This is a genomic window from Labrenzia sp. ATLA3 (assembly GCF_057180185.1).
On record NZ_JBXUKV010000009.1, the window covers coordinates 60,964 to 74,627 of the forward strand.

17 protein-coding genes are annotated in these 13,664 nt (G+C 57.5%); 12 read left to right on the plus strand and 5 right to left on the minus strand.

Features of this window, described 5'->3' with window-relative positions; translation table 11 throughout:
* Window positions 1-3 precede the first annotated feature (3 nt).
* The 8 genes from AC2A6O_RS24210 (at window position 4) to AC2A6O_RS24245 (ending at window position 5,791) form a co-directional block, all read left to right on the plus strand.
* Entirely contained in the window at window positions 4-450 is a 447-nt protein-coding gene (locus AC2A6O_RS24210; protein WP_498930939.1) for a GNAT family N-acetyltransferase, read from the plus strand.
* Window positions 451-471: 21 nt separating this feature from the next.
* Window positions 472-1,644, plus strand: a complete 1,173-nt coding sequence (locus AC2A6O_RS24215; RefSeq protein WP_148586658.1) for an isovaleryl-CoA dehydrogenase — start codon at window positions 472-474, stop codon at window positions 1,642-1,644.
* 21 nt (window positions 1,645-1,665) lie between these two features.
* Entirely contained in the window at window positions 1,666-2,058 is a 393-nt protein-coding gene (locus AC2A6O_RS24220) for a cupin domain-containing protein (protein ID WP_498930942.1), read from the plus strand.
* 85 nt (window positions 2,059-2,143) lie between these two features.
* Window positions 2,144-2,818, plus strand: a complete 675-nt coding sequence (locus AC2A6O_RS24225; protein ID WP_498930943.1) for an SDR family oxidoreductase — start codon at window positions 2,144-2,146, stop codon at window positions 2,816-2,818.
* A gap of 196 nt (window positions 2,819-3,014) precedes the next feature.
* Window positions 3,015-3,605 (plus strand): GNAT family N-acetyltransferase, encoded by a 591-nt coding sequence (locus AC2A6O_RS24230; protein ID WP_498930945.1) that lies wholly within the window; start codon window positions 3,015-3,017, stop codon window positions 3,603-3,605.
* A gap of 13 nt (window positions 3,606-3,618) precedes the next feature.
* On the plus strand, window positions 3,619-4,023 hold the full coding sequence (locus AC2A6O_RS24235) for an ACT domain-containing protein (protein WP_498930947.1): 405 nt from the start codon (window positions 3,619-3,621) through the stop codon (window positions 4,021-4,023).
* Window positions 4,024-4,171: 148 nt separating this feature from the next.
* Window positions 4,172-4,993, plus strand: coding sequence for an adenylate/guanylate cyclase domain-containing protein (locus AC2A6O_RS24240; protein ID WP_286192751.1), 822 nt, complete (start codon window positions 4,172-4,174; stop codon window positions 4,991-4,993).
* 183 nt (window positions 4,994-5,176) lie between these two features.
* Window positions 5,177-5,791 (plus strand): ATP-dependent Clp protease proteolytic subunit, encoded by a 615-nt coding sequence (locus AC2A6O_RS24245; RefSeq protein WP_148586664.1) that lies wholly within the window; start codon window positions 5,177-5,179, stop codon window positions 5,789-5,791.
* 65 nt (window positions 5,792-5,856) lie between these two features.
* Here AC2A6O_RS24245 and AC2A6O_RS24250 read toward each other — a convergent pair whose 3' ends face one another.
* Window positions 5,857-6,261 carry a globin domain-containing protein gene (locus tag AC2A6O_RS24250; protein WP_148586665.1) on the minus strand — a complete coding sequence of 135 codons (405 nt, stop codon included), beginning with the start codon at window positions 6,259-6,261 and terminating at the stop codon, window positions 5,857-5,859.
* Between the two features lie 552 nt (window positions 6,262-6,813).
* On the opposite strand from AC2A6O_RS24250, the gene AC2A6O_RS24255 reads away from it, so the two are divergent.
* Both AC2A6O_RS24255 and AC2A6O_RS24260 read left to right on the plus strand, forming a co-directional pair.
* Entirely contained in the window at window positions 6,814-7,611 is a 798-nt protein-coding gene (locus tag AC2A6O_RS24255; protein ID WP_498930949.1) for a YdcF family protein, read from the plus strand.
* A 112-nt stretch (window positions 7,612-7,723) separates the two neighbouring features.
* Window positions 7,724-8,971 carry an adenylate/guanylate cyclase domain-containing protein gene (locus tag AC2A6O_RS24260; RefSeq protein WP_498930951.1) on the plus strand — a complete coding sequence of 416 codons (1,248 nt, stop codon included), beginning with the start codon at window positions 7,724-7,726 and terminating at the stop codon, window positions 8,969-8,971.
* On the opposite strand, the gene AC2A6O_RS24265 is transcribed toward AC2A6O_RS24260, so the two are convergent.
* From AC2A6O_RS24265 to AC2A6O_RS24275, 3 genes are all read right to left on the minus strand, one after another.
* Complete coding sequence (locus AC2A6O_RS24265) at window positions 8,857-9,612, minus strand: DUF599 domain-containing protein (protein WP_148586668.1); 756 nt, start codon at window positions 9,610-9,612, stop codon at window positions 8,857-8,859. The two genes, AC2A6O_RS24260 and AC2A6O_RS24265, sit on opposite strands and share 115 nt — an antisense overlap.
* 516 nt (window positions 9,613-10,128) lie before the next feature.
* Window positions 10,129-10,677 carry a hypothetical protein gene (locus AC2A6O_RS24270; protein WP_498930953.1) on the minus strand — a complete coding sequence of 183 codons (549 nt, stop codon included), beginning with the start codon at window positions 10,675-10,677 and terminating at the stop codon, window positions 10,129-10,131.
* A gap of 111 nt (window positions 10,678-10,788) precedes the next feature.
* Window positions 10,789-11,673 (minus strand): SDR family oxidoreductase, encoded by an 885-nt coding sequence (locus tag AC2A6O_RS24275; protein ID WP_148586670.1) that lies wholly within the window; start codon window positions 11,671-11,673, stop codon window positions 10,789-10,791.
* 121 nt (window positions 11,674-11,794) lie between these two features.
* Here AC2A6O_RS24275 and AC2A6O_RS24280 point away from each other — a divergent pair, with 121 nt between their 5' ends.
* Window positions 11,795-12,229 carry a DUF1489 family protein gene (locus AC2A6O_RS24280; protein ID WP_498930955.1) on the plus strand — a complete coding sequence of 145 codons (435 nt, stop codon included), beginning with the start codon at window positions 11,795-11,797 and terminating at the stop codon, window positions 12,227-12,229.
* 10 nt (window positions 12,230-12,239) lie between these two features.
* Here the strand turns inward: AC2A6O_RS24280 and AC2A6O_RS24285 are convergent, their stop codons facing one another.
* On the minus strand, window positions 12,240-12,845 hold the full coding sequence (locus AC2A6O_RS24285; protein ID WP_498930957.1) for a TetR/AcrR family transcriptional regulator: 606 nt from the start codon (window positions 12,843-12,845) through the stop codon (window positions 12,240-12,242).
* Between the two features lie 80 nt (window positions 12,846-12,925).
* Here AC2A6O_RS24285 and AC2A6O_RS24290 point away from each other — a divergent pair, with 80 nt between their 5' ends.
* Window positions 12,926-13,567 (plus strand): DUF2306 domain-containing protein, encoded by a 642-nt coding sequence (locus AC2A6O_RS24290; RefSeq protein ID WP_498930959.1) that lies wholly within the window; start codon window positions 12,926-12,928, stop codon window positions 13,565-13,567.
* The last annotated feature ends 97 nt before the right edge of the window (window positions 13,568-13,664 follow it).

The window sequence follows — 13,664 nt, forward strand, 5'->3', positions numbered from 1 at the left end:
CGAATGACTGATATCACCACCCGGCCCCTCAAGCGGTCAGACAAGCAAGGCTGGCTTGAGCTTTGGGCCGCCTATCTTGCGTTTTACAAGCAGGACCTGGCATCGCAGGTTACCGAGAAGCTGTTTGAGCGTCTGCTTTCCGATACGGGCCACCGGGCTTTCGTAGCGGTGCAGGGTGATGAGCTTGTCGGTCTGGTTCACTACCTGTTTCACGAAAGCACCTGGGCCCTGTCGTCGACCTGCTACCTGGAAGATCTGTTTGTAAGCGAAAAACTGCGCGGCGGAGGAGCTGGCCGCAAGTTGATCGAAGCAGTCTATCAGGCCGCAACTGATGAGCCGACCGCCAGCGGCGCGGTCTATTGGCACACCCATGATCACAATACGCGCGCCCGGCAGCTTTACGACCGGATCGGCGTCTTGAGCGATTTTGTCCGATACGACAGGCCTTAAGAATTCTGGGAGGTATTCAAAATGATCCGTAACGATTTTCCGGGTTTCAATTTCGATCTCGGCGAAACTGCAGACATGCTGCGCGATACCGTTCGCTCCTACAGCCAGGACCGTATCGCGCCATTGGCGGAAAAGATCGACCGCGAAGACTGGTTCCCGCGCGAGCTCTGGCCCGAAATGGGGGAACTTGGACTTCACGGGATCACTGTTGAAGAAGAGTGGGGCGGTTCGGGGCTTGGCTATCTGGAGCACTGCATCGCCATGGAAGAGGTCAGCCGGGCCTCTGCCTCCATCGGCCTCAGTTACGGCGCTCATTCGAATCTGTGCGTCAACCAGTTGCGTCGCTGGGGGAGTGACGACCAGAAAAAACGCTATCTGAACAAGCTCGTGACCGGCGAACACCTTGGCGCATTGGCCATGTCGGAACCGGGCGCCGGGTCTGACGTCGTATCCATGAAGCTGAGGGCGGAGAAAAAGGGCGACCGCTACGTTCTCAACGGATCCAAGATGTGGATCACCAACGGCCCGTCCGCCGATACGATGATCATCTACGCCAAGACCGATCCCGAAGCCGGTCCGAAGGGCATCACGGCCTTTCTGGTCGAGAAGGGCTTTGCCGGATTTTCCGTGGCGCAGAAGCTGGACAAGCTCGGCATGCGCGGGTCCGAAACCGGTGAGCTGGTGTTCCAGGATTGTGAAGTTCCGGAAGAAAACGTCCTTGGTCAGGTTGGCAAGGGTGTCAATGTTCTGATGTCGGGTCTCGACTACGAGCGCGCCGTGCTGGCGGCAGGGGCTGTCGGCATCATGCAGGCGGCCATGGATGTGGTCATCCCGTATGTTCATGAGCGCGAGCAGTTCGGTCAGCCCATCGGCACGTTCCAGCTTGTGCAGGGCAAGGTTGCGGACATGTATGTCGCCATGAACGCCACCAAGTCTTACGTCTATGCGGTTGCCAAGGCCTGCGACAGGGGCGAGACAACCCGTGAAGACGCCGCGGGTGCGATCCTCTATGCAGCTGAGAACGCGACCAAGCTGGCGCTTGATGCGATCCAGCTCCTTGGCGGCAACGGCTATATCAACGAATATCCGACCGGTCGCCTGCTGCGTGACGCAAAGCTTTATGAAATCGGCGCGGGCACGTCGGAGATCCGGCGGATGCTGATTGGCCGGGAGATCTTCAACAAGACGGCGTGAGCCTCGAACCCAGAGAGCGGAATGAAACAGACACGGCTTCCCGACAAACCTGATGCGAAGTCTCCAGCGGGGGCCGATATCCGTTTCATCATGGATGGCCCGACAGGAAACATGATCCATTCGACCGTTCCTGTCGGCCAGACCAACCGCGCAACACGGCACAAGACGGTGCATGAATTCTGGCATGTGCTAGCCGGCAGCGGACAGATCTGGAGGTCCGACGATGCCAGCCAGGCCGTTGTCGATCTGGAGGCCGGGGTCTCGATCGATATTCCGGCCGGTACCGCTTTCCAGTACCGGAACACCGGTGACAGCGTGCTCCAGTTCATTTGTATCTCCATGCCTCCCTGGCCGGGAGATAATGAAGCCGAATTTGTCGATGGCCCCTGGAAGGCGACGGTCGGCGAAAGCTAAGACCGATTCTTTTGCCGAACCGATCCGGTTTTTCCTGCGTATCGCTTTCACTACGAAAGAGGGGCAGTGAATGACGACAGTTGCAGTGATCTTCGGTGCCAGTGGCGGAATTGGTTCGGCCATGAGGACGCACCTCGAAAGCCACGGCGGATATGACAGGGTTCTCTCGCTTCATCGCAAGTCGTCACCACCTCTCGATTTGCTCGATGAGGGCAAGATCCAGGCGTGTGCCGAAGAGGTTCGGAAGGCTGGTGGTGAGCTGCGTTTGCTCTTTGATGCGACCGGTGCTCTCACGCTCGGGACAGCACGTCCCGAAAAAAGCCTGCGGGAACTTGATCCAGAAGTCCTTGCCAGGTCTTTTGCAATCAATGCCATTGGTCCGGCACTGCTCATGAAACACTTTTTGCCGCTGCTGCCAAAAGAAGGGCGAAGTGTCTTCGCAACCCTTTCGGCCCGGGTCGGTTCGATCGGCGATAACGGACTGGGCGGATGGTATGCTTATCGGGCCGCGAAAGCCGCGCTCAATCAATTGGTCCGTACGGCGTCGATTGAGGTGGCACGAAAAAATCCTGAAGCGATCTGTGTTGCGCTTCATCCTGGTACGGTAAGAACGCCTTTGACCGAGAGTTTTGCGAAGACCGGGCTCGACGTTCAGGAGCCGGCAGTTGCAGCCGAGCGTCTTGTCGACGTTTTGACCAGTCTCAAGCCCGCCGATACCGGTGGATTTTTCGATCAGCGCGGCAAGCCCATTCCCTGGTAGGCATAAGTCAGGGGGGCGATGTTGGGCGCTTTGCGAGTGCCAGCCGATGTTCGTTAGCCAACACAGAGCTTGAGCGAAGATTGAAAAGACAAAACGCCATCCATTGAGCGGCGTTTTGCTTTCGTGTAACGGACCCTTTCACCGGGATTGCTGTCCCTGTTCTTTCCGTGCAACCTTGAAATCGGAAGGAGAGGATATGACAAATAACGATCCCGTCCACATTCAACTTGCAACACCTGCGCGCTGGGCCGATCTGGTGGATCTTTTCGGCCCGGAACGGGGGGCGTCTGGTGGTTGCTGGTGTATGTGGCCTTTCCTGAGGGGGAAGGACTGGAATGCGATGACCCGTGAGGAACGGCGCGATGCGTTTCAGCAGAAGGTGGATGCTGGTCCGGCTCCCGGGCTCCTGGCGTATCGCGGTGGTCTTGCTGTCGGCTGGATGGCTCTCGGTCCACGCGGGCAGTATCAACGCTTCCAGCTTGGTAAAAACAGCCAGCCGCTAGCGGAAGATGGCGAGGAGGCGATGGAGACAACATATGCGGTCACCTGTTTCTATATCCGCAAAGGGCACCGTGGAACCGGTTTGATGTCCCTCTTGCTGGAGGCAGGGATTGCCCATGCGCAATCCCAAGGGGCTCGTCAGCTGGATGCCTGTCCCATGGAAACGGACAAACCTCTTCAATGGGGCGAGGGCTTCGTAGGCATTGCAGACGTGTTCCAGCGCGCCGGTTTCATCGAAATCGCCCGCCGGAGCCCCAAGCGGCCACTCATGCGCAAGACACTATGAACGGAACTTCCAGATGACCGGCGAAACTGACCTTGCCACCTTGATATCGCAGATGCGTCCGATGCTGGATCCGCAGCCTTATGTGTTCTGCACATTCGCATCGAAATCGATGACGGATCTCGCGGAGTACGAACCTATTGGCCTTTTCGCGGAAAGCGAAGGCCTGACGGCCATTCTGCCGGTTGAGCGAGCGCGTGAACTGGGGTTGGCAGAGGCGGAGTGGTTCCGGCGTATAACGCTGACAGTGCATTCCTCCCTGGCGGCCGTCGGACTGACAGCATCGATTTCCGCTGCTCTGACCGCCGAAGGAATTTCGGCAAATGTGGTTGCAGCCTTTTTTCACGATCATGTTTTTGTGCCCGCAGAACGCGCCGAGGACGCTCTGGCAGCACTGCGCAAACTTACCGGAGACAGCTGATCCCTGGGTGTCCAGCTGGACCGGACTTTCGCGAAGATAGTGAATTCGGTGGATTCTCCCTTGCAATTTACGGTTTGCCTTCCCATTCCTAAACGGGAGCAAGCGGGGTAAGAGCATGCAACGGGTGAAGCGGCGTCTGGCGGCAGTTATGTGCGCGGACGTTGCGCAATATTCCAAGCTCATGGAGCGGGATGAAGACGGAACTCTGGATCGGCTCAAAGCCTACCGGTTGGTAATGTCCGCGCTGACAGAACGTCATAACGGGCGCATCGTGAACACCTGGGGTGATGCAGTCATCATCGAGTTCGCATCGGTAACAGAAGCCGTGCAATGCGCTGTTGATATCCAGAACGAGCTTTCGGTGCGCAACGCGGACCTGCCGGACATGACCCGCATGGAGTTTCGCATCGGCATAAATCTCGGCGACATCATGGTCGAAGGCGATGACATCTATGGCGACGGCGTGAATGTTGCCGCCCGATTGCAGGAAATCGCGCCGCGGGGCGGCATCATGTTGTCTCAGTCGGTCTATGATCAGGTGAAATCAAAAATGGCGCTGGGCTTCGATCCGCTTGGCCCACAGCACGTCAAGAATGTCACCGACCCTGTTGAAACCTACTCGGTACGCATCGGGGGGCGTAATTCGCCCGATGAAACCAGTGCCAGACAGGAGACGCCCCACACCGGTGCGCACCAGGACGGTGTTTCAGGGCCCGAATGGGAACGGGATACCCAGGCAGTCGCCTCGGGTTTCGAACAGGCGCGCCGCTGGTTGAGGGCTCAGCCGAAACGCGTACGCGGCTGCTTGTTCATGATCAGCTTCTTTTTCCTGCTCAATGTTCTGACGTCAGGCTTGTCCACCTTGTGGTTTATCTGGCCTTCGTTGCCGTTTGTCGTCATGCTGTTCTGGCAACTTGTTATTGGCCGTGAGGAAAAACGTCTTGGCGGGACGACAGGAACGGGCGATTGAGGACGTGAGGCCGTGCCTGTTGCCGATCTGATAACTCTTTTCACGCTAATCAGGGTCTGATGATTTGCGAGTGCAACTGACTTCGCTTACACATGGACCAACGCAGGGCGATGGAACCTTCCGTCAGCCCATCGAAACTGCCGGCCCGGCCGGCCCAACAGCAAAGGGAGCTTAATCCTGCGCATGAAAAACTATTCGACCACGGTGCCTGCACGCCTCGATGATGAAGACGAGGACAAACCCAAGAGCCAGCCGTCGATCCAGGTCGACAAGCATCTGTTCGAAGCGCGCACAGTTCTGATCACCGGTCCGGTGACACAGGACATGGCGCGCGACGTTTGCGCCCGGCTTCTGGCGCTGGCGCAGGTTTCCAACGACCCGATCACGGTCATCGTTTCGTCCCCGGGCGGTCATGTCGAATCCGGCGACATGATTCACGACACCATCAAATTCGTCGCACCTGAGGTCCGTATCCTCGGAATGGGCTGGGTCGCCAGCGCTGGTGCGTTGATTTACGTGTCGGTTCCGAAGGACAAGCGTTTCTGCACGCCGAACACGCGCTTCCTGCTTCACCAACCGTCCGGTGGCGCTGGTGGCATGGCGACGGATATCGAAATCCAGGCCAAGGAAATCATCAAGATGCGTGATCGTCTGAACAAGATTTTTTCAGACGCGACCGGTCAACCGATCGAGCGGATCGAAAAGGATACCGACCGCGACTACTGGATGAGCCCGGAAGAAGGGATCGACTACGGACTGGTTGGCAAGGTCGTCACCAGCGTCGACGAACTGGGTTGACCTTCAAGCGTCTTCACGAAGAAACAGAAACGCCGGCTTTGCCGGCGTTTTTTTTCTGAGAACGGTCAGATGCAGACCGCTTCGGCTTGAACGGCGTAAACCCTTGCCCGAGGAACCGGTTTGCGGGCGAGCACATGCGGGCGAAGCCGATCCATGAGGTCCCGGAGGTCTGCCTCGTCTTCGGTAGCAGGAGCACCGTTGAAGATGACTGCGACCAAGTGGTCGACGAATCGCTCATAGATGTTGTTGCAGGTGCAGATCGGTGCGAGCAGATCTCTGACAGGCTTTCCGTCGTAGATGGGAGCACCTCCTGCAAGAAAGACCAGGAACTCGGTCAGATCGTCCGAGTGTTCGAATTCCGGCAGAAAGCTGGCAACGTCGAAGCAGGGATCCTGTTCCAGTCGTGCCTTCAGGTGCGGCATTGCCTGTATGATCGCTTCGCGACCGCCGAGTTTCATATAGAGTGTCATCTGGTAAACCCTCATTTGAGCCTTCGATACGATGACAACAATGTAAGTCGTTAGGCGTGCCAGCCGTGTGACTCTGATCACGGATAAAACCTTTGTCAAAATAACCAGTGCCTTCCGATGGCCAAGGTCCGCCGCAAATTCACTCTTTTCGCTGGACAGAGAGCCAAGAAGGACCGTTCGGAGCACCGGCGCAGGCCGAAAAGTGAGCTGTCTCACCTTGTCACGGTCAAGTGACGCTAGGGCATTGGTCTCGGATTCCGTATAAGGCGCTCAAAGCGGATGGATATTGCGGTGAGTCGCAGTGGTTACTCGCAGTGATCCATGCGATTTCCCGACCGGCTGAGGCTGAGGGCAACAGGTTTCTTCATAAAAAACAGTGATTTAGTTATGAGGTCCCATCGGGATTTCTGCAAAACGGCGAAGAGCATATGCATCTTTGATCCACTTGGCGGGGACAGACCGACCTGGGAGATGCAGAAGGCATGGCCGTAGTGGGCAGAACGGTTGTATTGCTTGTCACGGGCAGGGGCCGTAACGACTCGGGTATTTCAAATGTATGTTTTCCTTTCCAAGATCGGCGGCTTTCTGATTCTGCCATCTAACTTTCTTGTTGTTCTGATCGCTGTCGGTCTGTTGCTCAGTCTGTCGGCCAAGTGGCGCAGAGGAGGCCGGCTTTTGACCTTTGCCGGGTTTGCCGGTCTTGTGATCTGCGCTTTCTCGCCAGCGGCAAACTTGTTGATTGTGCCGCTTGAGGACCGTTTTCAACGGCCTGCCACGCTGGAGAACTATGACGGCATCATCATCTTGGGTGGTGCAGTGGACACTGTCGTCACCGGTGTCAGGGGCGATACAGCTCTGACGATGTCCGCGGAAAGGGTTACCATCGCCGCACGTCTTGCCAAAGCGCTGCCGGAAGCAAAAATCATCCATACCGGAGGGCAGGGCATGATTGTGTCGTCGCAGGCAACGGAGGCGGAAGGCGCGGCAAGACTGTTTCGGGACTTCGGCATTTCGTCTGATCGAGTCATTCTGGAAGATCAGTCCCAGAACACTTGGCAGAACGCGGTCTACGCCAAGAAGATCGTGCAGCCGCAACCCGGCCAGCGCTGGTTGCTCGTCACGTCGGCGTATCACATGCCGCGTTCAATGGGCGTTTTCGAAAAAGCCGGCTGGACGGGCGTGACAGCTTATCCGGTTGATTTCCGTACCCGGGGACCGCAGGACAGGATGCTGGGCTTTGACGGGGCCTCCAAGGGCCTGAGGCGCTTCGATATCGCCTTCCGGGAGTGGGTTGGCCTCGCCGTCTACAAACTGCTTGGGCGGAGCACTGAATTCTTCCCTGGACCCTGAGCCTGCAAAACACTTTCGGTTGGCGCCGACTTTTGAAATCAAACCTCTTTTACTGCATGAAGCGTGTTCCCATATAATGGTGCAATTCAGAGATTCGAAAGGACGTGGGCTGATGGTCCTCGAAGCGCCGATCGTTGCGGCAGACGTCGTACAATGGCTGTATAGCGATGCGCCCCAACTGAAAGGGACGCTGGAAGTCGTCACCGAGATGGCTAAACGTCTGCGCGCCGGAAAAGTTCCGGTCGACCGTGTCATCACCGGCATCTGGGTGGTGCATCCGAACGTGCGCGCGGAAAGCTCGATCTGGATCAACGGAGAGGCGCCGCAATTGCGTCTTCATACTGCGGACAACACATCGCAGGACGAATACCAGAATAGCCCCATCAAACACGTACATGAAGAGCAGACACCGATTCGCGTCGAAATCAGCAAGACACCAGGTGCTGCCGACGAATTTCCGATTACCGCCGAACTGGCCCGGGAAGGCTATACGGACTATATCGCGCTGCCGATGCGGTTTTCGGACGGGACGGTCAAGGTTGCCAGTTTCGCAACCAAGGCGCCGGGCGGGTTCTCGGGCTCGCACATCGGTGTGTTTGAATCACTGATCCAGCCGCTCGCCCTCGTGTGTGAATTGAAGACGCTGCGCCGTACGGCAGAAACGGTGCTGGAAACCTATGTTGGCCGTCGCGCCGGGCTGAAAGTTCTGGATGGGACTACCGGACGCGGGGATGGCGAGTGGATCAAGGCGGTTGTCAGCTTTGCCGACATCCGCGGGTTTACCCGCCTTTCCAATACGTTGCCCGCCGACAGGATCGTTATGTTCCTCAACAAGTATTTCGGGGCGATGACGGCGGCTGTTGAAGCCCACGGCGGTGAAGTGCTGAAATTCATCGGCGACGAAGTGATGGCGATCTTCCCGTATGAGACCGAAGAGCAGGCCAGGGATGCCGCCATGCGTGCCCTGATGGCTGCCCGTGAGACGCTGACGCGGATCGAGGCCATCAACACAGCCCGGACATGTCCCGTCACGCCTGACATGAGTGTCGGCATCGCGCTGCACGCGGGCGATGTGTTCTACGGCAATGTGGGCAGTGAAACCCGTCTGGATTTCACTGTCGTCGGTCCCGCGGTCAATCTGGCTGCCCGAATTGCCGAACTTGCCAAGGACCTGCAGCGCCAGCTTCTCGTGTCCGATGCGTTGGCCGATATCATGGGCTGCCGGTCGGGTCTGTTCGGCCGCTATCAGGTGAAGGGGTTCGATGACCCCGTTTCGGTGTATTCGCCCGATTTGTCGGCCGATCCCCAATCGGGATATTGCCCCAAAAGCACAGCCTCCCTGGCTTTGGAAACGAACTGACGCCGGATCAGGACCAGAAGAACGGCCAGGGTGGTTGCCGCAAAGACATAAGGCCCGGCGAACCAGCCCAGAAAGCCGATTGAAAAAAACAGGGCACGCTGGCCGCGATTGAAGTGGCGGCCGGCGAGAACGCCCAGTTCTCCTGCCTGTGCGGCCATCTTGTTGATCTCTTCGTCTGGTACCTGGCCCCTGTGGGGAACCGCGCCCATGACGATGCTGGCATAGTTGAACAGCCGGTACGCCCAGCCAAACTTGAAGAAGCCATAGGCAAAGATCACCATCAGGGCGAGCACCTTGATCTCCCAGAGCGCGCGGCTGTCGGCCACGGGGATAGAAAGGTCTCCGGCAACCTGAAAGATGCGTTCGGTGGCATCCAGAAGCGCAAAGCCGCCTCCAATTGCCAGCAAGGACGTCGAGGCGAAGAAGGCCGTGCCCTGTTGCAGCCCGGACATGATTGAGGTGTCCATGATACGAACCTCGCGCAGGCTCATGACTTGCATCCATCTGCGCCGGTAGTTTTCCATTGCGCTGGACAAGGTTTTCTTACGTAGCGGGCTGAGGTCGATCAGAACATTAAAACCGAGCCAGGCGAACAGAAACCAGGCCGCGGCTACCAGGTCCAGAGTCGAGAGCGCGTGCATCGTGATCCCTTCTGATTCTCTTGCGGCCGAATCCGGCCATGCCCTGTCTTACCAGACTTTTCTGTAGGCCTGACAGACAGACTTGAAGGCACTAAGTGACTGAATTCCCAGCATCCGGGAAAGGTCTGCAAAAATGCGGGATCAGCTGCTCTCTTTTTGCGCTTGCGAAATGGTAAGGGATCGTTTACCTCCTCGCCTCAATGGCGCCATATTTAAAGGTCGGTGGGACCTGGTGTCACTCAACAATATGTAGGGTTTTTATGGACGAAAACGTGCAGAAATCTTGTTGGAGCGTCACTCTCTGGACTGTCGCTGCAGTTGGCCTGGCATTGTCGATGGTTCTTCTGTTCAACGATGTTGAAAGTGCACAACAAGCCGTCGCCGCCGCCAAATAAGCCAGCGGGACGCAAGGAAAACAAAGGCGCAGCGTGATGCTGCGCCTTTTGTCGTTTTGAAGGCTCTTTTGTTGCACCGAAGCATTTTTCCAAAGAGCCCTTGGCCGACGCCTGATCGGTATTAATTTGGCGGCGACAGGCTGGATGAAAATGAAATCCCGGGTCTGTTCGACGGTCCGTAGGATTGCCTGAATTCCATTTGCCGTACCACGGTCATGTCCCTGGGGTGGCTGATGAGGAATGCGGTATAGGCGCGCTCGCCCAGAGGCATGAGCACAAGTTGGACAGTGCCGGAGCCGGGCCAGTCAAGCTCCGCGCCCCAGGCCGGAACATCTGCCGGATCCTCTTTTCCGAATAGCGCACGGACATCGATGTCGTGGAGCAGGGCGGTGCCAGTGGCATCCCACGTGAGCGCGGCCAGGCCGCGGTCCAGAGGAAACAGATTGAACTGGGCGCCGTTAATCTCGACACTCAAGCGGTTCGCAGCATCTCTTTCGATCAGTGCGCTGCCTTCATTCATATCCGTTTCGAGGGCAACGCGCTCACCATTCGTCTCGATGAAACCTTCCGTGTTGACTACTTTGAAAATGCCAACCGGAACCTCAACTTCGGCCTGAAGCGGCACGAAGGAGGCGAGAAGGAGCAGCAAAGAGATGAGTGTTCGAAACACGCCCGGACCCTGTATTGAGACATGACACGATCATACACCTTCAAAACTTTAGAAAGTCTTTGTCCAATACCGGACTCGCTCCGTAAATCTGAAACAACTCAAGGTTACACTCTATTTTGACAGGGATACCACAAGGTCTTCTATTGTCGAATGTTCCGGTTGCCAGCCGGTGGCTCTTTGAGCATGGCTGACGTCAACCGATTGCGACAGGGCGTAGCCGGCGGACCAGTCGGTGAGTGGCTCGGCGCCTTGGGAGGCTGGTACCGTCTCGATTTCAAGCGGCAAGCCGTGGCGAGCCGAAATATGCGATGCCAGGTGGCCGACCGAAATGCCTTCAATGCAGCTCGCAATCAGGGACATGCGGAACCGGGCGTTCTTGAGGGCGAGCGCATAGAGCGCGGCAAGGTCCTGAATTTCCACCAGAGGCCACTTTGTCTCGGCAGTCGCTCGGGTTTCAAACGGTCTGCCTTCCTTGAGCGCGGCTGTCATCAGGGCAATTGGCCCGGTTGTCTGGCTGCAGGCGAGCGCCGGATGAATGACCGTCAGATTGAGATCCGTGCCATGCGACAGGGTTCTGATCGTCTCGGTCATGAAGCGAAACGCGGGCAGGGGAGCGAACTGGGTTTTCTCGCTCAGCAAGTGGGTTCCCGTCGTTGCTGGATAGAGCCAGATGCCTCCGGTGTAGATTATCTTCAGCGGCTGTTTGCGGTGTTTGGCGGCCTGCTTCAGGGCGAGCATGCTCTGCCGGTCGACCCGCCCCATATCCTCAGAAAATGTCGCACCGAGATGGATGACGGCATCACATGAAGCTGCTCTGGAGACCCAGCTTTCCGGCGTGCGCAGATCACCGGGATAGGCACTTGCGCCAGATGCACGCAACTTGGCTGAAGACGCATCAGAGCGGGCCAGACCGATTACCCTGGCACCGTCCTGAACCAGCCGTTTTACGACGGCAGAACCGATCTCGCCGGTTCCACCCGTTACAAATACTTCCATGGGCAAAGAGAACCCTTTTCGCGCTGGCGGTGCAAGCTGAAGCTGCCCGGCAGGCGCGACAATCCACCGCCGTTTTCTGCCACAATCTTGACCTTGGCCGGAAGCCTGCTAGGTGAGAAGCATGACCTTGCATCTGGTGAAACTGTGCGTCGGCGCGGACAGCGTCGAGTCCCTTCAGGCCTGGATAGATTTTCGCATGGACAATGCCCGCAAAACCGGGCTTCCGGCGGAAACGATCCATACGACGCGCATGGTGCCAACCCGCAAGAAGGAGCTGCTGGACGGCGGCTCCCTGTATTGGGTGATCAAGGGCAAAATTCAGGTGCGCCAGCACCTTATCGATATCCGGCCGTTCACGGACCAGGCGGGCGTCAAACGCTGCGATCTGGTCATGGAGCCGAGGCTGATCCTGACGCAGTTCCAGCCAAAGCGTCCATTTCAGGGCTGGCGGTATCTGAAGGTGGAGGACGCTCCGGCAGATCTGAAGGCCGATGGAGCGGCGCAGGCCATGCCCGAGGATATGCGGCGCGATCTGACGGAACTCTGCCTGCTTTGATCGGCCGACATCAGCCCGAGGCCTGCAAAGCCTTGTGAAGATGCCCCATGAGTGTGCTGAAGTCCGGCCAGCCACGCCCAAGGCCCGGATTTTCCTTCTTGCGCGTCATGGCAAGATGCGCATAGCCATGCACCAGCGACCAGACGAGGATCTCGATTTCCTCCGGATCGGTTCCCTCAGGGATCAGCGGTGCACATGTCTCGCGCAGGATCGCATAGGATCTTGAGGCGTAGTGGGCAAATTCTTCATCGTCTTCCCTGAACTTCTGTCCCGAAAAAATGAACAGGAACAGGTCCGGGTGTCCCGTCGCGAAATCCAGATACCCCTGACAAATGGCGCTCAGCCTTTCGGCAGCGTCTGGAGCGGACGTTGCTAGCCGTTGTTCCATTGCCTGGCAAAACAGGGAAAACCCGCGCGCTGCAATCGCCGTCGACAGGCCAGTGATATTCTTGAAGTGATAACCCGGCGCAGCGTGTGAAACGCCTGCCTTGGCGGCGCACTCGCGCAAGGAAAGCTTGTCCGGACCGCGTTCCCGCAACAGCGCCACACCAGCATCAACCAGAGCAATTCGCAGACTGCCGTCTCGTTTGCGGCGGGAAGGGGGAGAAGCTGTCATGGGATCTTCATCAACGATCTGCTTGACACTGTCAAGTTACGCTTTACCTTGACAGTGTCAAGTTAGCGTGAGGAGGCGGAATGACGATGGTTTCAAGGTTTGCAGCAAGCTTGGCATTCTGGACAATGGCGGTTAGCGCCGCCTTGATCGCGATTGCGTCCTTGAGGTTTCTGGCGCTGGGGGTATCCGCATCGATGGATTTCGTGGCGCATAATCTCAGCGGAAATGCGCTGATGCTTTACACGCATATTGGGATTGCGCCGTTGGCGCTTGCCTTGATGCCGTTTCAGTTCATGACCCGGCTGCGAGCGTGCAAGCCGAAACTGCACCGCTGGATGGGCCGGTGTTATGTTGCCGCGATCCTGGTTTCTGGTCTTGCGGGACTGCAGCTTGCCTTTCACACGACAGCAGGACCTTTCGCAGCAACAGGCTTTGCGCTTCTGGCGGTCTTGTGGATGCTGACAACCGGTATTGCGGTTGTATTTGTCTTGCAGCGGCAAATCGAGCGTCACCGCGCCTGGATGCTGCGTTCAGCCGCGCTTACCTTTGCTGCTGTCACGTTGCGGGTCTACTTGGGAAGCAGCATGGCGGCCGGTCTCGACTTTGCAATTGCCTATCCGCTTATTGCCTGGCTGTGCTGGGTACCGAATGCCATTGTCATGGAAATGTATCTTCAGTTCGTTCGTCCCGAACGCTTACGGTTGGCCTCCGCGACCGCCTGAGGCCGCGAACGATTGCATCCTGTCGCATCCGCTCGGCTGAGACTTGCCAAAACGGTTTCCCGGTCCCAATTTGACTGTCATGAACAGGCAGAAGGAG